This is a genomic window from Pseudovibrio sp. Ad13, from assembly GCF_001623225.1.
Lineage (GTDB): Bacteria > Pseudomonadota > Alphaproteobacteria > Rhizobiales > Stappiaceae > Pseudovibrio.
In genome coordinates this window covers 360,521-380,859 of the sequence record NZ_LMCC01000004.1, presented here as the reverse complement: position 1 = coordinate 380,859, position 20,339 = coordinate 360,521, and the positions used below count along the sequence as shown (strand labels likewise).

Here is a 20,339-nt window from a genome sequence, read left to right as displayed (position 1 = left end):
CTGTTTATTCCTAGAGCATAGGGCGGCGAAATCTTCCGCCACCCTACTTAAGAATTCCGCCTATCTACTACTTGTAGACACGGGTCCGGATCTTCTCGAGACGGTCCAGAATGGCGTCAGCCCGCTCTGGCTTCACCATGAATTCCTGGAAGCCTTCCATGCCAGCCTTTGCCATTGCTGCCGGAGCATCACGGTCGTAGAACTGCGCCAGCGCATACGCATTGGAGAGCATGTCGAAGCCCTGTTGCAGGATGCGCTCTTCAGGACGCTCTGCACCGGAGTTTACTGGCAACTGACCGAGCGTGACGTTTGTTGCTGTCTGCACATCTGCACGCGCCATGTAAGCAAGGAACTTCTTCGCATCCTCCTTGTTTTTGGCATTTGCCGGAATGTGAATGGTGTCGGTCGGCGCATCTTCAGCCATTGGAATGCCCGGTGTGATTTCCGGGAACTGCATAAAGCCGATCTGCTCTTCCTTCAGGCCACCGTTCTTGAATACGTCAACCGCGAAGTTGCCCATCAGGTACATTGCTGCTTTGCCCTGCACGAGTGCTGGCACAGCTTCCTGCCAGTCCAACGCTGCATGGTTTGCGTTGTAGTAGCCTGGCTTGACCAACTCGGCCCACTTGTCGAAGGTCGCTTTTACACGCGGGTCGGTGTAAGGCACCTTGCCTGCGGTGAGGTCCATGTGGAACTCGTAGCCGTTGACGCGCAGGTTCATGTAATCAAACCAGCCGCCTGTTGGCCAAAGTGCTTTTGTGCCGATTGTGAACGGGTCAATGCCAGCTGCTTTGAGCTTTGCGGATGCTGCAACCAGCTCGTCCCAGCTGGTTGGAACAGCAATGCCCTTCTCTTCAAAGATATCTTTGCGGTAGTAGATGCCCCACTGGTAGTACGTGTAGGGAACACCCCATTTTTTGCCATCAATGGTCATGGATGCGGCGGCTGATTTCAGCTGCTCGTTAAGGCCGTTTTCCTCCCAGACATCCGAGACGTCTTCAAACAGACCGGCATTGACGAAGGGTGCCATGCGGTTGCCTGCGTACCATGTTGCCAGGTCCGGCGCGTCTGCTGTGAGGAAGTTGCGAATGGAGGTTTTATAGCCCTCCTTATGCATCGTGTTGACGATGACGTTCACATCCGGGTTCTCCTTGGAGAAGCCAGCCACGATGTCTTCAAATGCTTTTTTTGGAGCCGGATCCGTCTGGTCGAGATTGATAATCAGATCGCCAGCGGCATATGCGGAACTTGAAATCATAAATGCTGCAGCGAAACCGCCCGCAGCTACTTTGCTAAAATTAAACACCTAAACCTCCCAATATCGCCAAGAAATAAGTTTCATTGAATGAAACTTCGTTTTGACCATTGAAATAGTTACGTGCTAGTGCATAATTGTCAACCAAAGGAACTAGGAAGGGATCTGTATGAAAATTGCAGATTTCCGGAACGGGTAAGGAAACAGCAGGAAATGGGCGCACAAACTCTGAGTATCTCTGAGGAAACCGAGCAAGACCTCACAAGCCCCATTTCCAAGGCACTGGTGGTGCTGGACGCGGTTGCAATGGCAGAATCACCCCCTCGGTTCGTAGAGCTTTTGAATGCTTTGCCGCTGAGCCGGGCGACGTTGCACCGTCAGCTACGGCAATTGGTGAAGGAAGGCATGCTGGTGCATGACGAGGTGCATCAGACCTACAGCATTGGCATGCGGGTGCTGCGGCTGGCCCATTCTGCCTGGAGCCGTGCCAGCCTTGCCAGTGTGGCGCGAGATACGCTGGACACGCTGAGCACGCAGATTCCTGAGACCATTCATCTGGCTGTGCTGGACAACAATCAGGTGCTTTACGTGGACAAGCGCCTGCCGCCGCGCAGCGTTTCCATGTTCTCCAGCCCTGGCAAGATTGGTCCGGCCTACTGCACGGGTGTTGGCAAAGCGATGCTCTCTGCTCTTCCTGAGGCACGGCTTGCTGAGGCGATCAAGGCGCAATCATTCCAGCGCCATACCGATAAGACGCTGGTGAACGAGACAATGCTGCGTGATGAGCTGGCTCGTATTCGCACGCGCGGACATGCCTATGACGATGAGGAGCATGAAGGCACCATCATTTGTGTGGCCTTGCCGATCCTGAACAAGCGCGGGGAGCCGATTGGCGCGCTTTCCGTGACCAGCACGACCTATGTGACCTCGCTCGACACTATGGTCGAAACCTATTTGCCAGCCATGAAGGCGGCGACCAATGAGATTTCAGAGAACGCTCAGATTGCATTGGGTGTTTGATTTGCGGGGCTTTGGGAGGCCCTTGCTCAGATATTGAAGATATTTTTCTGGAGGGGAACAAATGACCGCAGTTGTGTTGCGCGATCTAAAGAAGAGTTATGGCGACACGCAGGTGATCCACGGTGTGGACCTGGACATTGAGGAGGGCGAGTTTGTTGTTTTCGTTGGACCCTCTGGCTGCGGAAAATCCACCTTGCTGCGGACCATTGCCGGGTTGGAGACCAGCAACAGCGGGACCATCCATATTGCGGATGAGGATGTGACGGACATCGATCCCTCCCAACGCGGTATTGCCATGGTGTTCCAGAGCTACGCGCTCTACCCGCACATGACCGTTGCGGAGAACATGGGCTTTGGCTTGAAGATGACCGGACACCCCAAAGCCGAAATCAAGCGGCAGGTGGATGAAGCGGCGCGTATTTTAAAGCTGGAAGAGTATCTGGACCGGCACCCCAAAGCGCTTTCCGGTGGTCAGCGGCAGCGCGTGGCGATTGGCCGGGCGATTGTGCGCAATCCGAAGGTCTTCTTGTTTGACGAACCACTTTCCAACCTTGATGCAGAGCTGCGTGTGCAAATGCGCATTGAGCTTGCCAAGCTGCACAAGGACGTAGCGGCCACGATGATCTACGTGACCCATGATCAGGTGGAAGCCATGACGCTGGCTGACAAGATCGTGGTGCTGGAAGGTGGTTACATCCGGCAGGTGGGCAAGCCGCTGGAGCTTTACGATAATCCGGCGAACCAGTTCGTGGCGGGCTTTATCGGCTCTCCCAAGATGAACTTCCTGAGTGGTAAGGCGGTACGCTCAACCGATGCAGGGCTGGAGATTTCCGTATCCGGTTTTGAGGGGCAGACGTTGGTCGTGCCGGGGATCACCACCTCCGTGGTGGAGGGCGCAATGGTGAGCGTTGGCATTCGCCCGGAACACTTTTTGGTTGGCTTGGGCGAAGACGGCGTTGGCGCCGATGTGAGCGTGACGCTGGTCGAGAACCTCGGTGAAACCAGCTACGCCTACTGCACGTTGCCGGACGGCGTTCAGGTCATCGCAGAAAGCCGCGGCAACCGCCTTGAGCAAAACAACGAAGCCCTGCACCTGACCCTGCCCGCCTCACGGGCCTTGCTGTTCAAGCCCGATGGCGAGCGACTGCGGTAACTGTCCATATGGTTGCTTTTACAGCTGGAGTGGGGACGCCACCGCTAACCCGTAATCAGCGATAAACCTGCAAATGCAGCGACACCGAGACACATCGTTGCTATGACGTGGTTTGTTGTGATTGCTATGGCCAAAGCGACTGCAGCGGCCATCCACATTTGCGCGGATTGCCCGGAAAGGGACGTCGCAATGAGGCTGACGACAATCAGGCCAGGCAACTCCTCCAGCACCCAGGAGTGCTTTGATGCTCTAACTTTGCTCCCAGCAAAAAGTCCGATTATCCGGATGGAAAGGGCAGCCACGGCCAGTGTGAGAATGATAAGCCAATGAGAGCTGGTCATTGTGAAGCGCTCCTGATTTGGCGGATCATATGCGACGCAATTAGCCCACAGAGGGCACTGGCGACAATTGCATAGGCTTTGGGAAGCCCCAGGTAAACCATCGCGATTGCTAATCCAAACGCGACCGCCCATGGCAGGATACTTGATCGTCCCTGCCATAATCCCCTTGCCATTGCGATAAAGGCTGCTGTGAAGGCAAAGCCGAGTCCGAACCTTTCAAGGTCAGGCAGGACCGTCCCAACCAAAGCACCGGATGCAGTAGAGACCGTCCATACGCAGATCATGACCAGGCCTGATCCGATCAGGAATGAGGCTCCGATGTCTTTGGATTTCGCCCGTTCCGACATCGTGAGCGCCCAGTTCTCATCTCCGGTTATATGAATTGCGACCAGCTTTGCCCGCAAAGATAAGCCTGCAAGAACATCAGACAGGGAGGCGACGATCCCGATGTATCTTAAATTGAGGGCAGCGCCTGCAAATGCGGCCCCAAGAACTGTTGAGGCATTGGCAAATTGCTCGACAGCAACGATTTGAGATGAACCCGCATGAACAGCTGCGCTCATAAGGCCGACACTCCACCACGGGAAGCCGGTCTGCGCTGCCAGAAGACCAAATGCGAAGCCGTATAGGGCCGCCCCGGCAGCAAGGGGAAGGATTGATATAGCACCATGTTTCATGAGGTTGAGCATAGATGCAGCCAGTGATGTAATTAAGTGATTTATTGGTGATAATATGATATGAACAAATCAAATTATCAGCATTTATCGGACAATTCTATCATGGACGCTATCGATGTAACTCTACTTCGTGCTTTGCAGGAAAACGCCAAGACTTCGATTCAGGAGTTGTCCGAACATTCTGGAACGTCAACAGCATCTGTGCAGCGTCGGCTGAAAGCTCTACGTGATACCGGAGTAATCCAGAAAGAGGTTGCCGTTCTTGATCCCAAGAAAGTTGGTTTGGGAATAACCGCAGTGGTTGCTGTTGAGCTGGAACGAGATCGACTAGATCAGATCGACGCCTTTAAGCGCAAAGCCCGTGAGGATCGGCAAGTTACGCACTTCTATTGTATTGCTGGTGATGCGGATTTCATGATGATTGTTATGGCCAAAGACATTGAAGACTACGAGGCCTTCACCCACAGGTTCTTCTTTGCAGATAAAAATGTCCGCAAATTCAGAACATCCATTGTCGTCTCAACAGAGAAGGCCACGCTTGAGTTACCTATCTGATGGGCGTGTTTCATAGTTTCCCAAGCTAAAGAAGGCATGCCTGAGGGAAGACCTCAGGCGATTTCTTCTGCGTAGAATGGGAGATGTTTGCGGAGGCGGATGTAGGTGATTTCGCATTTGAGGTCTTCGTCGAACTTGGTGGCCTCGCGCACATCCTCGTATCTCATGTGGTGATAGAGGCCCAGAGCGCGTTCGTTCTGGATGAGGACCGAGATTTCTGCGGTGTGGTAGCCACGGGCGGCGATGCGGCGTTCCGCTTCTTCTGCCAATGCGGTGCCCAGTCCGCTGCTCTCGTAGTCCGGGTCAATCCAGAGATCGGTGATGAAGTTGTCGGCATGTTCTGTTGCAGCAAAGCCGAGCACGCGATCTTCTTTGACCGCCACCACAATCTGATCCAGACAGGCGCTTGCAAAATCAGTGAAGGAGGCCTTGCTCATGGTATCGTGAGCAATCTGTGGCACGTGGGGGCCGATGCCCCGTTTCCATGAGGCGAGACCGACCTCTCCGATCTGCGGGATATCTTTTGAGCGAGCACTACGAATTTCAAAGGTCTTCATCAGACTGATCCACCTCTCTGCGGGCCTTTCAACATCTCTCGCAAGTCTCGCTTAAGGATCTTGCCGTAGTTGTTCTTGGGCAACTGATCCATGGCAACGTACTGCTTTGGACGCTTGAAACGCGCGATGTTATCAATGCACAGCTGATCCAGCTCTGCAAAATCGACGGTCTTTCCCTTCTCTGGCGAGATGATTGCTACCACCTCTTCGCCCCACTCCTCATGGAACCGACCGACTACAGCGACTTCAGATACATCCGGATGCATCAGCAGAATTTCTTCCACTTCGCGAGGATAGATATTGGATCCGCCCGAGATGATCATATCTTTCGAGCGGTCGTGCAAGGTGAGGAACCCCTCCTCATCCAGCGCACCCATGTCGCCTGTTTTCAACCAACCATCGACAATCGTGGAAGCGGTTGCTTCCTCATTGTGCCAGTAACCCAGCATGACCGCCGAACCTGACACGACAATCTCGCCAATCTCACCGACGGGCAGGTCTTTCATGTCTTCTCCTACCACACGGACGTTCGAGACGACTTGAGCTACCCCAACTGATTTCAATCTTTCTTCCCAACGGGCATGTTTTCTGTCGCAGACCTGCTCACGACTGAGAACCGTGATCCCCATTGGGCACTCACCCTGACCATAGATCTGCGCAAAGCGTGGGCCGAGAACGTCAACGGCCTCAACGATATCAGCGAAATACATAGGCCCACCGGCGTAGATGATGGTGTCCAGCCCCTCACCTGTTGCGCCTGTGGCTTTGGCAACTTCCACCAGTCTGTGCACCATTGTGGGTGCTGCAAACATGGCGATCCTGCCAATCTGCGGGGCGATCTCCAGAATCTCTGCAGCGTCAAACCCGCCAGAGACCGGACAAACGTGGCGACCACCGGCCACAACGTGCATGAAACTGTAGATTCCCGCACCGTGGGACATGGGAGCGGCGTAAAGCGTGGCGTCTTCGTGCGTTGGTGTGCCGATGCCTGCATAATAGCCGAGCATCATGCTCTGGATATTTTGCGAGGACATCATCACCCCTTTAGGGCGGCCTGTGGTGCCCGAGGTGTAAAACAACCAGACCATGTCCTGCGCGTCAATGGGCACAGGCTGCCCCAGAGGCTCTGCGGTGAGCATCTGTTTGTAGCTGTCCTGATCTACCGAGATAACCTTGGTTTTGGACTGGTCAATCTCCCTGATCAGATCCTCACCCACATCATCAGAGATGAAGACGGCGGTGGCCTCAGCGTTCTCAATAATCCATGCGGCTTCTTTCGGGTGCAGCTTGGCATTGATCGGAATTGCAGCGGCGCCGGACCACCAGATGCCATAGCTGGCTTCCAGATACTCCGTGCGGTTTTTCATGAAGATGGCAACACGGTCGCCCTTGGCTACACCGTAGTTGTTTTGCAATGCCCCTGCGATGGCAGCGGAGCGCGCGCCAAACTGACCGTAGGTTGCCACAAGCTGCGTTCCGTGAAAGAGCGCAGGTGCGTCGGGTGTTATTCTTGCTGTACGGGCCAGCCATTCTGCCAGGTTCATTCGGTCTCCCCCTCAAATCAGATTGCTTTCCCTCAAAAGCAATCTGGCCGCTGCCGTCTCATCGTCCGTTTTTCTTCTGGCGATCACGCACTGTTCACTCGTCTCTTATTATTGGTCTGAGAGCGTCGTGGTGACGAATTATGGTCGACTGCTTCAACACAAACTTTCAAGCTGCGAATACTATAGTTTTTTGCAAGTCTGGGTATACGCCTCTTGTTTAACGCAATTTGCAAGTTTACGCTGCGGCTTTCTGCACTTTACATTTCTTTGTTGCTCAGAGCATCCCATGTTCTGCCTGAGTTCAATTATGAATATTAAGAGGGACCCCTGCCATGAACCTTCAAAAAACTGGAGGAATAGCCTCTCTTATTGAAGCGGCCACATACATTATTGGCTTTGCTCTTTTAACCACTTTGCTCGCGGATGCCGGCTTTGGCGAAGACGGCAGTGATGCGAACCTGCTGGCATTCGTCGTGTCCAATCAGAGCCTTATGTATCTCTGGAATTTCATCATCTACATCGTCAATGCAGTGTTTCTGGTGGTGTTGGTGATTGCGCTGCATGACCGGCTGAAAGCTGCAACGCCGGGTCTCTCTCAGGTTGCCGCTGCTTTCGGGTTGATCTGGGCGGGTCTGATTTTGGCCAGTGGCATGCTGGCCAACATTTCTCTGGCGGAAGTTTCAACCCTTTACGCACTGGACCTTGACGAAGCACTGGTGATGTGGGCAACCCTGAGCAACGTGCAGGAAGGCATTGGCGGCGGCAACGAGATCACCGGTGGCCTGTGGGTGCTGCTGCTGTGCTGGGCCGGCTTGCGTGGCTCCAGTCTTTCCAAAGGCCTGAGCCTGCTTGGCATTATCATCGGTCTGGCAGGGATCGCCACAGTCATTCCAGGCGTGAGCGATCCGGGCGGTATCATCTTCGGCCTTGGCTTCATTCTCTGGTTCATCTGGGCAGGTATCTATCTGCTCAGACATGGTGAAGCCTCTGGTTAAGCCGGTTGCAGAATGGTCTCAGCGATCAAAGCACCCTCAAGGAATTTGGGTAAGCTAAGGTCGTCAGGCAATGATGAGGCATTATCTCAATTAAAACAGCATGTTACATGATGCGAAATCTTCTTGAGAATCGACACAGTTATATTTTGGGAAGGAGCGTGGCTGGAAACCGGAATGTGCATGCACAGAGAACAGCATTTAAGCCAGTGTTACTGACTGCTCATTACAGGCTTTAGAGAACGCATAAAAGCGATGCTTAACTCTAGGCTAGTCGAATAAATTTTTAGGAGAAAATGGCTGGGGTGGTAGGATTCGAACCTACGGTACACGATACCAAAAACCGTTGCCTTACCACTTGGCTACACCCCATCGCTGTGTGTGGGGCGGGTTATAGCTTTATGATTTGGAATAGGCAACCACTCAATTTCTTTTTGCTGTGAGAAACTTACAAGTGTTCCACAGGTGAGCATAAAAGCGGATTGTGTGAGTACTGGAACTGGCGTGTTGCTCTGGGCTTTTGCCTTTGTGATTTCTTATCTGAAACCTGCTTCTTTCATTTCCCAGAAGGTTTAAAACCTCAGGGAATTCTGCCGTTTTTGAGAGTTCGCCTTGTTCCACAGCTCTATGAGGTTGGGTCTGGCTCACCGTTTCCCTTTGGCAATTCCTCCGCTTTATCATCGGGTTGTGCCAGTTTGGAGCGATCTTGTGCAATGAGCATGTAGACATTTGGGACCACGAACAAAGTGAAGAGTGTTCCGATGGACAAGCCAGTCGCAATCACCAGTCCCATGTTGAATCGAGAAGCTGCACCAGCTCCGCTTGCCAGCACCAGCGGGATCACGCCAAGTACCATGGCGGCGGTTGTCATCAGGATGGCGCGCAGGCGGATTTGCAAGGCGCCAATCACGGCCTCACGTTTGGTTGCGCCCTGATTTTCCTGAAGTTCGCGGGCTACCTCTACAATCAGGATACCGTGTTTGGAGATCAGGCCCATGAGCGTGATTATGCCAACCTGCGTGTAGATGTTTATGCTGGCGCCACCCAACCCGATGTTGATGAAGAACAGCGCTCCTGCGATGGACATGGGAACCGAGACAAGAATGATGATCGGGTCGCGGAAGCTTTCGAACTGAGCTGCAAGGGTTAGGAAGATGATGAGCAAGGCAAAGGCAAAGGTGACGACAAAACCGCTGCTTTCCTGCTCAAACTGGCGCGACTGTTGGGCGTAGTCGACATCATAGCTTTCTGGCAGCTCTTCCGCTGCAATTTGTTGCAGGACTTGCAAGGCCTCTGCCAAAGGCACACCAAAGCTGGGTACGCCGGAAAGCGTCATAGAGTTTAGCTGCTGGAAGTGTGGGATGAACTCTGGTGTGACCTGCATATCCAGTGTCGCAACGCTTGAGAGCGGCACGATTGTACTGCGCGGGGCATTGCTGCTTGTGTTCGTTCCTGATGCTCCTGCTGCCGAGGCGCTGGCGGCGGAGCTGGGTGATGAGGTTCCGCTTTGCGCTGTGCTGCTGACAGCTGCACCGCCTGGAGAGGCCGAGCTGTTTGGCACCCGGATATAAGTGTCCAACAGTTGTTCCGGATTGAGGCGGTCATACTGAATGATTTGCGGGATGACCCGGTAAGAGCGGCCATCAAAATCGAAGTAGTTGATGTAACCGCCACTCATGAGCGCTGTGAGGGATTGCCCCACATCCTGCAGAGTGAGCCCGAGCTCGGCGACTCGATCCCGATCGATGTTGATTTTGCCCTGCGGTTTATCAATCTTCAGATCTTTATCAATGAAGATGAACTTGCCGGTGGCCTGTGCCTTTTCCAGTATTTGAGACCCAACGACATTGAGTTTGTCGACGGGTTGGGTGGTTTTGATGACGAATTGCACGGGCAAGCCGCTGCTGCCCGGTAAGGGCGGGTTTTGGAACATCACGGTTTTGAAACCTGCCACGCCTTCCATCGGGGGCTGCATGGCGTATTGCAGTTCGGTGGCCGTTTTGTCGCGCTCATCCCACGGTGTCAGCAGAACGCCAGACAGCACGCTAGAGGACAGTACCAGCTGGAACACGCCTTCAACCTCAGAATACTTTCGGGCGATGCGATAGATTTCTTCTGTGTAGAGCATTTTTTGTTGCAGGGTGGCCGAAGGTGCTGGCGTTGACTGCGCCAGAACAAGGCCCTGATCTTCCTGAGGTGCAAGCTCTTGCTGGGAGGTGGAATAGAGTGTGGGAATACTGGCGAGGATCAGAAAGGCAAAGGTGAGAACGACCAGTCTGTTGTCCAGTGAGGCTTCCAAGGCGCGCAAGTAGCGTTTGCGGAACCGGTCGTAGATATCATCAACCGTGCGGGTCATGGCATCATCCCAGCCTGAGGTCTCCTGTGATCTCGCTTTCAGGATCTTGGAGCTCATCATGGGTGTCAAAGTGAGCGCTACAATGGCTGAAATGGTCACCGAACCAACCACTGTGAAGGCGAATTCTGTAAACAGGGCTCCCGTCAAACCGCCCTGAAAGCCAATGGGGGCATACACTGCTACAAGCACGACCGTCATCGCGAGAATGGGTCTGCCGAGATCTTGTCCGGCCTGAATAGCAGCCTGAAACGGGGTACTGCCTTCCGAGATGTGTCGTTCCACGTCCTCCACCACGATAATTGCATCATCCACCACGAGGCCGATGGCGAGCACCAGGGCCAAGAGTGTGAGCAGATTGATGGAGTAGCCCAAAACCAGCATGATGAAGAAGGTGCCTATGAGCGATAGCGGGATCGCGATGATGGGAATGGCTACCGTGCGCAGGGAGCCGATGAAGAGGAAGACCACGAAGGTTACGATCACTAATGCTTCAAGAAGGGCGCTGATTACCTCATCAATTGCAGCGTTGATAAAGAGACCGGAGTCGTAGACAATCCGTGCTTCCAGTCCCGGGGGCATTCCATTTTGGATTTTGGGCACGACCTGACGTACTTGGTCCAACATGGCAAGCACGTTTGCGGCTGGCGCGGCCTGCACCCCAATATACACGGCCACCTTGCCGGAATAGAGCACAGCCAGATTATAATCTTCTGACCCCAGCTCCACTCTGCCCACATCACGCAGGCGAATGATCGCACCATCACTTTCTGCCACAGCAAGCTGACGGAAATCTTCAACATCTGTCAGATTGGTGTTGGCAGTGAGTTCCACCTGCACCATCTGGCCCTTGGTGTTGCCTACGCCGGAGATAAAGTCATTGCGGGCCAGAGCATTTGCGATGTCTGTGCCGGTGAGGCCATAGGCAGCCAGTTTATCCGGATACAGCCAGGCGCGGATTGCAAAGCGTTTTTCGCCAATAAGTTCAGCGGTTTGAACTCCGTTGATCGCCTGTATTTGAGGCTGAACAACACGGACGATGTAGTCCGTGAGCTGGTTACGGTCGATCACGTCGGATGTGAAACCGATGTACATGGCATCGATGGTCTCACCGATTTGAATTGTGAGTACCGGGTTCTGGGTTTCCTGCGGCAGCTGGTCCAGCACCGAACTGATGTGAGTGTTGATCTCCGTAAGGGCTTTGTCCGCGTCGTAATTGAGCACCAGATTGACTGTGATGGTACTGACCGTGCTGGCACTGGTCGAGGTCATGTAGTCGATGCCGTTGGCCTGCGCGATTGCTTCTTCCAGCGGGGTGGTGATGAAGCCCGCGACAGTCTCAGCGCTGGCGCCGAACAAGGTGGTTGAAATGGTGATGACAGCGTTTTCCGTCTTTGGATACTCTAACACCGGTAGTAAGAAGATTGCGCGCAAGCCCAGCGCCAAAATCATCAGGCTGATGGTGGAGGCCAGAACGGGGCGACGAACATAAATTTCTGTGAAACTGTTCATGGCCCACCTATTGCTCTACGGGTTTCGGGTCAGGGTCATTGAGTGGCAGCACTGAGTTGTCGATGACGACCTTGGAGCCATTGCGGAGCTTGAGCTGCCCTGCACTCACTACCAGCTCATCCACCTTAAGACCTTTTGAAATCACGATCTGGTCACCTCGTTTTGCACCGACCTCGATGAAGCGCTGCTTGGCAGTGTAGACAGGTTTATCCATGTGCTTTTCGTCGGTCTTAGTCAGCACATAAACGTTGACCCCATAGGAGTTGTAGGTGATTGCCGTTTGCGGCACTGTGACCTGCTCTTTTGGCGCCGATATCACTGTTTGCACATCGACGAACATGCCCGGGATCAGTTCTTTATTCGGATTTGCAAAGCGACCACGTACTCTGGCGTTACCGTTGTTGATGTCAACCTGCGCATCTATGGCAACCACTTTGCCTTTGATGGACTTTCCCGGATAGGTATCAGCCGAGACCTCAATTTCCTGAGCGCGCTTGATGGTGCCCAGAAAGCGCTGGGGGATGTAAAAATCAACGAAGAGATCATCAAGCTGCTGAAGGTTGACGTAGGGCTGGGCCACATTGAGATACTGGCCAACGCTAACCTGGCGGATGCCCAAACGGCCTGAGAATGGAGCACGGATGTTTTTCTTGGCAATGATCGCAAGCTGGTCTTGCACTTGTCCCTGAAAGTCTCTCAGGCTCGACCAGTCGGAATCGATCTGCTGTTTGCTGACGGCGTTGACTTTGTATTGCTTCAGGTCTCTGTCCAGCGTTTGACGCGCCAGAGTTTCCTGAGCCTGTAAGGACTTTAGTTGCGCAATCTCCTGTGTGGTATCCAACTCAATCAGCAACGCGCCTTTCTTGACGTCCTCACCAGATGCGAAGTTGATATGGGTCACCGTACCGGGAAGTTCAGGCGACAAATCAGTACCCATGATTGCTACAAGCGTGCCAACTGCCGAGACTTTTTCGGTCCAGAGTTGTTTGGTGGATTTGTAGGAGGAGACGGTCTCGATCTTGTTTTGCAGACCTGACACGACCTTCCCAAGTATTCTGGATTTGTAGAGCTGAAATCCGTAGAGCCCACCAAACGCTATACCGACGCAAATCAGCATAATGATCATGTGTTTTTTGGTGTTGGGCTTTTTGCGTTCATTCATGGCTGGTTCACCGGCTGAATCTGTTTGCGATTGAATGGCGGGACAGCCGAGATGATGGTCAGAGGTCTTCCATCCCTTATTGGTGCGGCATTGGGACGGTTCCACCACCCTCCGCCGAGCGCAAAGAACAGTGCGACAGTGTCTGTGAAACGTGCGGCTTGTGCCTGCACCAGATTTATCTTCGCTTGCTGATAGGTTTGGACTGCAAGCAACAGTGTTGTGAGATCAATTGCGCCTAAATTGTACTGTTGCTGGGTCAGGCGCAGGCTCTTTCTGGCAGAGCGTTCGGCTGCAAGACTGGCCTTCAGGGCGCGGGCATCATTCTTCAAAGCGCTGACCGCATTGGAGGTGTCGCCAAATGCGGTCAGCACAACCTCGCGATAATTAGCGGCAGAGGACTCGAACGCTGCAACCGCAGCTTTACGCTGACTGTTGAGCGCTCCAGCATCAAACACGGTTTGAGCTACGGATGTTGTTATTTGCCAGGCACCCGTTCCGGAGAAGAACAGACGGTTGAACACGTCGGAGTCGTTGCCCACGTTGCCGGTAATCTGGAAGCTTGGGAGCTGGTTGGCTAATGCAACACCGATGTTGGCACTGGCTTGCCAGAGTTGCGCCTCGGCAGAGCGGATATCTGGCCTTCGTGCGACCAGCTCTGAAGGCAGGCTTAACGGTAGTTTTCTTGGCAATTTCAGATCAGAAAGATCAAACTCCTTTACGATATCCTGAGTGGGGTAGAAGCCACCCAGCGTTTTGATCTGATTTTTCTGCACCACCAATTGTTGTTGGAGTGGTGGCAAAGTTGCTTTGGTTTGCTCCAGCGTTGCCAGCTGTTGCAGGACCTGACTTTCATCCACACCACCTAACCTGAACTGCGCTTGCAGGATGGAGAGTTGCCGCTGTTGTACCTTGATGATTTCTTCAGTCGCACGGATCTGCCCTCTGAGGGAGGCTTCCAGAATTACTGCATTCAACAGATTGGATGTGAGCGTCAGATGCGCTGCCTCAACCTGAAACTGCGTGTACTGAATGTTGGCGACTTGAGACTCAATGTTCCGGCGTGTGCCGCCCCAGACATCAAGCGTATAGGAGATGGCCAATGACAAGCTGTAGGTCGTGAAGAAGGGGTTCAGGTTCGCAACAATTTCACTCGCCCCGCCGCCACCAATGGGGAACTTCTGTCTGTTACGGCTTGCATTGCCAGTGACGGTTGGGTAGAGCCCAGCACCCGCCACGTAGGCATTTTCCTGTGCCTGTCTGAGATTGGCTTCAGCTTGAGCAATTGTGGGGCTGTTGGCGACTGCAAGGCTGACATACGTGTTGAGGGCTTTCGACTCAAACAGCTCCCACCACTCTCCCGGCAGGTCTCTTTGAGTAGAGAAGTTCTGCGAGGCTCCACCCTGAATGTCAGCGGACACAGTCGCACCGGGATCATTGCGGGTAAACTTGGCTTCTGGTGAGAGCTCTGGCCTTTTGAAATCCGGGCCTACCATGCAGGCTGACAGCAGGAAGAACAGCATAAGAGAGGAACGCCGACACACCGTAGGCGCAGGAGAACTCCTCATCTTGCTGCAAAACCCGAACCAGACACTCAACAGTGGTGCTCCAATGACCTGTATCTTTTATTGGCGGAGAACGAAGCTGTACGCACACTCAAACACTGGCCAAGAACACGGCTGACCTAAGGGTACTTGATGCTGATTTTGCAGGTCAAACACGCTTGTGGTGTGTGCCGGGTTATCCCACGCTAATGGCGTGAGGCATCATATTTTACCTAGTTATATTAACTAGTTAGACTGCATATTCCATGGAGGTCACTCTTAGTGCAGGTCTGTGACACGCTCAGAAATCATGGAGAGGAGCAGTTTCTCATAGGCATCAATTGCACGTTCCTGAGAGAAATCACGTGCTCTGGTGGCCAAAGTGTCATCAGATCTGTCGCACTTCACTGCGGCGAGGATCGCTTCTGATAGTTTGTCTGCGTCACCTGATGGAACGAGCCAGCCATTGCGAACATCGCTCAATACTTCGCGGGCACCTGCGCCGCTGTCGAGCGCAATGATGGGTGTTCCCAAGGCCATTGCCCGCACCAGTTCTCCGGACACGCTGTCTTGCTGAGATGTTGAGACGTACACGTTGGCCGCTCTCAGGAACCTCTCCGGCTTGGTGACTTCACCCGGCATGGTGACGATATCATCGAGCGCCAGATTGGAGGCCAGCAGCTGGAGCTCTTCCTGCTCCTCTCCCTTGCCCAACAGATACGCCCGCAGATTATCCTTGTAACGGCTGAGCGCCATGGCGCGGAGGAGCTGGTGATGAGCATGGCGACTGGACGGGGCCCCGACGCTTATTACCTTGCTGGTGCCGTGGGTTTCGAACCACTCCTCTTCAATCGGCTCTGCTGCCGTTTCAAACACATTCATTTCAACAAGAGGATTGTAGATGACACTGATCTTTTCTTTGGGCACCTGCTCGCAAAGATCAACGACATGCTCGATAGACTTGAGTGTACAAATCACCCGCTCTGCTTCACGATAAATCAGCGGCACTGCTATGGTGGCTGCGCTCTTTTGGGTTTTCAGTGCAAGACGATCTGAAATGGTAACCGATGAATGGAGCGTGATCGCCACAGGCACCTTCAAACGCGAGCGTGTTTTGACGGCGGACAGGCAGGCGATGTTGCTGCCTGTGCCGTGAGAGAGAATGATATCCGGCTTCTCTTTTTCGACCAGTCTGGCAACGCCTGCTGCAGCTGCGGCGGCTCTGGCCTTTTCCAGAAATACCGGCGTAATTCGTGGTGAGTAGTGGGAAAGGTCTCTTGGTTTGCCCGTCAGGGTGATCAGAGTGATGTTGTGTTGACGCGCAGCAAGGCCGTTGGAGACCACCTCAGTGATCTCAGTAATGTCTTCATCAAGGAAGCTTTCCTGTACTATAAAGAGCTTCATGACGCGCCCCCGGCCCACCGGTCGAACAGATGCGCCTCCAGACACTCGAAAATCTGGTTTTAAGAGCACGCACCGAAGCTCAATCTAGAAATCTACGGTGTTGTTCTCAATCTGGTTGATTTAATACCCGATTATCTCCCAATGTATTTATCAGGGTAATTCCTTACTTGGCATCCTATCTCCTGCGTATCTGGATCTGTCTGCACAAGCTTAGTGGTTTTAGTGGTTTCTACCGTGGGTATGAAAAAGAATCACATTGCTGCAGCACAATGCTTTTTTCTGCATCCCAGTGTTGATTTACCCTTTAAAAATTAGGTGCTCCCGCCTATTGTGCGCGGCAGCAAATTCAGTTCAAACGTGTAGATTAAGCCTCCTATGAACACCAAGGCCAACTATGTGCTCACCCTTTCCTGCGGAGACAGAAAAGGGATCGTAGCAGCGGTTGCAAACTCAATCGCTTCTCAAAACTGCAACATCTGTGAAAGCGCTCAGTACGGCGATGCAGAGACAGATCGCTTTTTTATGCGCATCTCTTTCAACGCACCGGACGGGATGACCAAAGAACAGTTTGAAGAGGGCTTTGGCCCTGTTGCAACGGGCTATGGTTTTGACTGGAAGGTGCACGATCTTTCCAAAAAACCTCGTGTTCTGGTGTTGGTCTCGCAGATGGGGCACTGTCTGAACGACCTGCTCTACCGCAATTCCACTGGCCAGCTGCCGATGGATCTTGTGGCGGTTGCTTCCAACCACACCAAGTATCAGTCCCGCGTTGAGCATGAGCAGATTGCCTTTCACTATCTGCCAGTGACCAAAGAGACCAAAGCGGAACAGGAAGCCCAGATTGTTGATCTGGTAGAGCGCGAAAACATCGATCTGGTGGTGCTGGCGCGTTACATGCAGATTCTCTCCAATGAGCTCTGTGAGAAGCTTGCAGGCAAGGTGATCAATATCCACCACTCTTTCCTGCCAAGCTTTATAGGTGCAAAACCGTATCACCGGGCCCATGCACGCGGCGTCAAGATGGTTGGAGCCACAGCGCACTATGTAACCGCAGACCTTGACGAAGGACCAATCATCGAGCAAGACGTGAGCCGGGTTGAACACTTCCATTCGGTGAACGAACTCATCGCCCAGGGGCGTGATACGGAAAGTCAGGTTCTTGCTCGCGCTGTCCGCTATCATCTGGAGCACCGAATTCTCCTTAACGGTGACCGTACCGTGATCTTTAAATAGGACTTGCCATGAGTGAGGCTCTTATTATCGACGGCAAAGCCATTGCTGCATCTGTCACCGACGAGATTGCTGCACGTGCTGCACGCCTCGAATCTGAGACAGGTATTAAGCCGGGTTTGGCTGTTGTGATTGTGGGTGAAGACCCTGCCAGTCAGGTTTATGTACGCAACAAGGGCCGAACCGCAAAAGCATGTGGTTTCAACTCCGTCACACACACGCTATCAGCTGATGTGAGTGAGGAAGAGCTTCTGACTCTTGTGACATCACTGAACGAAGATGACACCATTCACGGTATTCTGGTTCAGTTGCCTTTGCCAAAGCACATCAGTGAAAATAAGGTCCTCGATCTCATTAAGCCTGAGAAAGACGTTGACGGGTTCCACCCGATCAATGTTGGCCTGCTGGGCAGTGGCAATACAGACCGTGCGCTTGTGCCATGCACTCCTGCTGGCAGTGTTTTGCTGGCAAAGAAAGCACTTGGCGATAATCTTTCCGGCAAAACCGCTGTGATCGTTGGCCGTTCCAACATTGTTGGTAAGCCGATTGCTCAGCTGCTGCTGCAAGAGCATTGCACGGTGACGATTGCTCACTCCCGCACCAAAGATCTTCCTGATGTGGTTCGTTCTGCAGATATTGTTATTGCTGCCGTGGGTCGTCCGCAGATGATCAAGGGCGACTGGCTGAAGCCAGGCGCCCTTGTCATTGACGTGGGCATCAACCGCATTCCAGCGCCTGAAAAGGGCGAAGGCAAAACCCGTCTGGTGGGCGATGTGGCGTTTGATGAAGCACTCGGTCACACAGCTGCGATCACGCCAGTTCCACGTGGTGTTGGACCTATGACCATTGCGATGCTGATGAGCAATACCCTGACTGCTGCACGCCGTTTGATGGGGCTGGACGAAGAACCGCCGCTCTTTGAAGCCCTGAACAGCTAAGCCATTCCGCCAGACAGGCAGACACTCCTTGTTTTCCGGTTTGCCGTTCAGTTGAAATAGATCCATAGATAAGGCTCCGAAGCACCTTCGGGGCCTTTGTTATTTGTAGTAGCGATCCAATTCAGATCACGCCTGCAGTTTGTTTTATTTGCATTCCCCCACCCTAATGTTCCTTTCAGCACATCTCAGGCGTTGGCGACTCGCTAGCTTCCTCTCAAGCAACGTAATTGAGGGGATGCACGATGCATCATGTGGACCGTATCGTCCCGGTTATTCGCGAGACGCTTGGTCTGCCGGAGTTGAAGTTTGACGAAGCCGGGCATGTGGCACTGCTTTTTGAGGACAGCTTTTCTGGTGTCTTGAGCCGCATTGACGGCAACAATCTGGAATTCAGTTTCTATCTGCCGGGTCTGGACATCAACCAGCCCCACATCCTGAAAGCAATGCTTGCTGCCAACTGTCTTGGCACATCGACCGCAGCCGGACGTCTAGCCATTGATGAAGACAAGATGCAGGCACTTTACTGCGAGCGTTGGTGCCTCTCTGACGTGCAGGAGGACACAGTTCCTGAGCGCTTGATCGATGCCGTTTCAACGGCTGCCTTCTGGCTTGCTGAGGGCACAAACACCTTACTTCAGAATGACTTCGTATAAACGCGTAGCAACACATTTGAGTGCTGAAAAGAACAGAGTAGCTGCAAGAGGAATACTAGTCTGATCTTAACAGCAGGAAATATTTAAGCAGAAAGATTCGTCTGCTTCAGAAAAGTCGAGATAGCAATGCGTCAACTACTGGATGAACTCTTCAACGAGATCGGGCGAAGGATTGGCCTTGATGGACTGTGTTTGGATGAAGACAACACGCTCTTGCTTGGACTGGAGCAAGAACTCTTCATGACTGTGCAGTGGCGCGATGAGACGCAGACACTCTTGTTCAATGCAGTGTTGTGTACGCAGCCTTGCGATGATCAGGAAAAGATGAAGGCCCTTATGCAGACCAACTGTGTTCTCACACACGGACACGGCATGAGCTTCAACCTTGATCCGGCGACAGACCATATCAACCTGTCTCAAGTGGTTAGCATTACCGACAAATCTTCCTTCACGCTGCAAGAAAAGCTGGATCTGTTCATTAGCACCTCTGCTGCCTGGCATGAGCGATTGAACAGCACTGCCCCTCTTCAAATGGACTGGCAACATTCTGCCAGTGTTGCAGCCGAGTCTTCTTTTGAAACTTTGGGTATGAGAGTATGACCAATATTAGCCTTTCACATTTTCAAAGCGCAGCCGAAAGCGCTGCTATTAGCGGTAACCTGAACCAGAAGCTGACTGTTACAGACGGCGGCGATCTGCAAACCCGTGAGGCCAGCTCCACACTTGCTGGGAAGCTGGTTTCCTGGCACAAGCTGAGCTCTTCTGAAGGCACTGCCAAAGCTCAGGATCAGGGCGCATTCCGCACTGCACTGCAAGATAAGTTTGGCAAGGAGCTTGGTGATCAAGCTTACAAACACGCCTGCACAGCTTGCGGTTACACCGATGGCAAAGCCCACAGCCTAACGGCCGAGCAGATTACAACTGGCATTGATTTCGCAGTTACGAAAGACCTGCAAAAGCAACTGGCTGAAGCGCAGAACAAGGGTATCGTTGAGCATTTTGAAGAGAACCCAGAGCTACTATTGAGCGAAGGCGTGACCCGCAAATCAGGTAAGAAAACTGAAATTGAGGGACTTATCGCCAATAGAAAAGCTGAAGGATTTGACGGCATTTGTGAACATACTCTTGCTGGCGTATTTAAGCAAAATCTCAGAGATAACTTGACTGATACAGAGTCTGCAAAAGTGCTCGATTTTGTGAAGGCATACGATCCTAAACTCAGTAATCTGCCTGCATTGAATGAGCTGCCAGACTCCGTTCAAGGCGCAGTAAAGCTGTCCAAAATGGTGCTCGGTCATCAAGAGGAAAATAGGATGAATGCTAATAACATCGGCATAGTATTTGGGCCTAACATCGCGAAAGATGACGGCATAGATCCTATGGCAGCACTTACTCTCAATCAGGCGAAGACCCAGTTCTTCACTGCACTGATTAACCGCGCTGATTAAAAGT

General features: G+C 52.8%; 18 protein-coding genes and 1 tRNA gene. 9 read left to right on the top strand and 10 right to left on the bottom strand.

Features of this window, described 5'->3' with window-relative positions:
- Positions 1-67: 67 nt before the first annotated feature.
- Entirely contained in the window at positions 68-1,258 is a 1,191-nt protein-coding gene (locus PsAD13_RS06520; RefSeq protein WP_063286964.1) for an extracellular solute-binding protein, read from the bottom strand.
- Between the two features lie 210 nt (positions 1,259-1,468).
- On the opposite strand from PsAD13_RS06520, the gene PsAD13_RS06515 reads away from it, so the two are divergent.
- Positions 1,469-2,275: an IclR family transcriptional regulator gene (locus tag PsAD13_RS06515; RefSeq protein ID WP_063317611.1), complete on the top strand. Its 807-nt coding sequence runs from the start codon at positions 1,469-1,471 to the stop codon at positions 2,273-2,275.
- Between the two features lie 61 nt (positions 2,276-2,336).
- Entirely contained in the window at positions 2,337-3,428 is a 1,092-nt protein-coding gene (ugpC, locus tag PsAD13_RS06510) for a sn-glycerol-3-phosphate ABC transporter ATP-binding protein UgpC (RefSeq protein WP_063286914.1), read from the top strand.
- A gap of 44 nt (positions 3,429-3,472) precedes the next feature.
- Here ugpC and PsAD13_RS06505 read toward each other — a convergent pair whose 3' ends face one another.
- Entirely contained in the window at positions 3,473-3,769 is a 297-nt protein-coding gene (locus tag PsAD13_RS06505) for an AzlD domain-containing protein (protein ID WP_063317610.1), read from the bottom strand.
- Positions 3,766-4,458: an AzlC family ABC transporter permease gene (locus PsAD13_RS06500; RefSeq protein ID WP_208980830.1), complete on the bottom strand. Its 693-nt coding sequence runs from the start codon at positions 4,456-4,458 to the stop codon at positions 3,766-3,768. The genes PsAD13_RS06505 and PsAD13_RS06500 overlap by 4 nt, the downstream gene beginning before the upstream one ends.
- Positions 4,459-4,548: 90 nt before the next feature.
- On the opposite strand from PsAD13_RS06500, the gene PsAD13_RS06495 reads away from it, so the two are divergent.
- Positions 4,549-5,001 carry an Lrp/AsnC family transcriptional regulator gene (locus PsAD13_RS06495; protein WP_063286911.1) on the top strand — a complete coding sequence of 151 codons (453 nt, stop codon included), beginning with the start codon at positions 4,549-4,551 and terminating at the stop codon, positions 4,999-5,001.
- Positions 5,002-5,054: 53 nt separating this feature from the next.
- Here the strand turns inward: PsAD13_RS06495 and PsAD13_RS06490 are convergent, their stop codons facing one another.
- The gene (locus PsAD13_RS06490; protein WP_063286910.1) at positions 5,055-5,558 is read right to left on the bottom strand and encodes a GNAT family N-acetyltransferase; all 504 of its coding nucleotides are present in this window, start codon (positions 5,556-5,558) and stop codon (positions 5,055-5,057) included.
- Complete coding sequence (locus tag PsAD13_RS06485; RefSeq protein ID WP_063304223.1) at positions 5,558-7,102, bottom strand: AMP-binding protein; 1,545 nt, start codon at positions 7,100-7,102, stop codon at positions 5,558-5,560. Before PsAD13_RS06485 ends, PsAD13_RS06490 begins: the two co-directional genes overlap by 1 nt.
- A gap of 332 nt (positions 7,103-7,434) precedes the next feature.
- On the opposite strand from PsAD13_RS06485, the gene PsAD13_RS06480 reads away from it, so the two are divergent.
- Positions 7,435-8,097, top strand: a complete 663-nt coding sequence (locus PsAD13_RS06480) for a DUF4386 family protein (RefSeq protein WP_063317609.1) — start codon at positions 7,435-7,437, stop codon at positions 8,095-8,097.
- Positions 8,098-8,391: 294 nt separating this feature from the next.
- On the opposite strand, the gene PsAD13_RS06475 is transcribed toward PsAD13_RS06480, so the two are convergent.
- The 5 genes from PsAD13_RS06475 to PsAD13_RS06455 all read right to left on the bottom strand — a co-directional run bounded on the left by PsAD13_RS06475 (position 8,392) and on the right by PsAD13_RS06455 (position 16,066).
- Positions 8,392-8,466, bottom strand: a tRNA-Gln gene (locus PsAD13_RS06475).
- Between the two features lie 253 nt (positions 8,467-8,719).
- Entirely contained in the window at positions 8,720-11,959 is a 3,240-nt protein-coding gene (locus tag PsAD13_RS06470; protein WP_063317608.1) for an efflux RND transporter permease subunit, read from the bottom strand.
- Between the two features lie 7 nt (positions 11,960-11,966).
- A complete protein-coding gene (locus tag PsAD13_RS06465; protein ID WP_063317607.1) occupies positions 11,967-13,121 on the bottom strand; it encodes an efflux RND transporter periplasmic adaptor subunit in 1,155 nt (384 codons plus the stop codon).
- Positions 13,118-14,716, bottom strand: a complete 1,599-nt coding sequence (locus tag PsAD13_RS06460; RefSeq protein WP_208986465.1) for an efflux transporter outer membrane subunit — start codon at positions 14,714-14,716, stop codon at positions 13,118-13,120. Before PsAD13_RS06460 ends, PsAD13_RS06465 begins: the two co-directional genes overlap by 4 nt.
- A gap of 225 nt (positions 14,717-14,941) precedes the next feature.
- On the bottom strand, positions 14,942-16,066 hold the full coding sequence (locus PsAD13_RS06455) for a glycosyltransferase (RefSeq protein WP_057464789.1): 1,125 nt from the start codon (positions 16,064-16,066) through the stop codon (positions 14,942-14,944).
- A gap of 375 nt (positions 16,067-16,441) precedes the next feature.
- On the opposite strand from PsAD13_RS06455, the gene purU reads away from it, so the two are divergent.
- From purU to PsAD13_RS06430, 5 genes are all read left to right on the top strand, one after another.
- A complete protein-coding gene (gene purU, locus PsAD13_RS06450) occupies positions 16,442-17,299 on the top strand; it encodes a formyltetrahydrofolate deformylase (protein ID WP_057464790.1) in 858 nt (285 codons plus the stop codon).
- Between the two features lie 8 nt (positions 17,300-17,307).
- Entirely contained in the window at positions 17,308-18,234 is a 927-nt protein-coding gene (gene folD, locus PsAD13_RS06445) for a bifunctional methylenetetrahydrofolate dehydrogenase/methenyltetrahydrofolate cyclohydrolase FolD (protein ID WP_063317606.1), read from the top strand.
- Between the two features lie 242 nt (positions 18,235-18,476).
- The gene (locus PsAD13_RS06440; protein WP_063286903.1) at positions 18,477-18,887 is read left to right on the top strand and encodes a type III secretion system chaperone; all 411 of its coding nucleotides are present in this window, start codon (positions 18,477-18,479) and stop codon (positions 18,885-18,887) included.
- A gap of 126 nt (positions 18,888-19,013) precedes the next feature.
- Entirely contained in the window at positions 19,014-19,487 is a 474-nt protein-coding gene (locus PsAD13_RS06435; protein ID WP_063286902.1) for a type III secretion system chaperone, read from the top strand.
- On the top strand, positions 19,484-20,335 hold the full coding sequence (locus PsAD13_RS06430) for a RhoGAP domain-containing protein (protein WP_063317605.1): 852 nt from the start codon (positions 19,484-19,486) through the stop codon (positions 20,333-20,335). The genes PsAD13_RS06435 and PsAD13_RS06430 overlap by 4 nt, the downstream gene beginning before the upstream one ends.
- Positions 20,336-20,339 lie beyond the last annotated feature (4 nt).

Bases quoted from the DNA above. Each gene is read 5' to 3' on its own strand.
- PsAD13_RS06520 (WP_063286964.1), bottom strand. From the start codon at position 1,258: ATGATTTCAAGTTCCGCATATGCCGCTGGCGATCTGATTATCAATCTC.
- PsAD13_RS06515 (WP_063317611.1), top strand. From the start codon at position 1,469: ATGGGCGCACAAACTCTGAGTATCTCTGAGGAAACCGAGCAAGACCTC.
- ugpC (WP_063286914.1), top strand. From the start codon at position 2,337: ATGACCGCAGTTGTGTTGCGCGATCTAAAGAAGAGTTATGGCGACACG.
- PsAD13_RS06505 (WP_063317610.1), bottom strand. From the start codon at position 3,769: ATGACCAGCTCTCATTGGCTTATCATTCTCACACTGGCCGTGGCTGCC.
- PsAD13_RS06500 (WP_208980830.1), bottom strand. From the start codon at position 4,458: ATGCTCAACCTCATGAAACATGGTGCTATATCAATCCTTCCCCTTGCT.
- PsAD13_RS06495 (WP_063286911.1), top strand. From the start codon at position 4,549: ATGGACGCTATCGATGTAACTCTACTTCGTGCTTTGCAGGAAAACGCC.
- PsAD13_RS06490 (WP_063286910.1), bottom strand. From the start codon at position 5,558: ATGAAGACCTTTGAAATTCGTAGTGCTCGCTCAAAAGATATCCCGCAG.
- PsAD13_RS06485 (WP_063304223.1), bottom strand. From the start codon at position 7,102: ATGAACCTGGCAGAATGGCTGGCCCGTACAGCAAGAATAACACCCGAC.
- PsAD13_RS06480 (WP_063317609.1), top strand. From the start codon at position 7,435: ATGAACCTTCAAAAAACTGGAGGAATAGCCTCTCTTATTGAAGCGGCC.
- PsAD13_RS06470 (WP_063317608.1), bottom strand. From the start codon at position 11,959: ATGAACAGTTTCACAGAAATTTATGTTCGTCGCCCCGTTCTGGCCTCC.
- PsAD13_RS06465 (WP_063317607.1), bottom strand. From the start codon at position 13,121: ATGAATGAACGCAAAAAGCCCAACACCAAAAAACACATGATCATTATG.
- PsAD13_RS06455 (WP_057464789.1), bottom strand. From the start codon at position 16,066: ATGAAGCTCTTTATAGTACAGGAAAGCTTCCTTGATGAAGACATTACT.
- purU (WP_057464790.1), top strand. From the start codon at position 16,442: ATGAACACCAAGGCCAACTATGTGCTCACCCTTTCCTGCGGAGACAGA.
- folD (WP_063317606.1), top strand. From the start codon at position 17,308: ATGAGTGAGGCTCTTATTATCGACGGCAAAGCCATTGCTGCATCTGTC.
- PsAD13_RS06440 (WP_063286903.1), top strand. From the start codon at position 18,477: ATGCATCATGTGGACCGTATCGTCCCGGTTATTCGCGAGACGCTTGGT.
- PsAD13_RS06435 (WP_063286902.1), top strand. From the start codon at position 19,014: ATGCGTCAACTACTGGATGAACTCTTCAACGAGATCGGGCGAAGGATT.
- PsAD13_RS06430 (WP_063317605.1), top strand. From the start codon at position 19,484: ATGACCAATATTAGCCTTTCACATTTTCAAAGCGCAGCCGAAAGCGCT.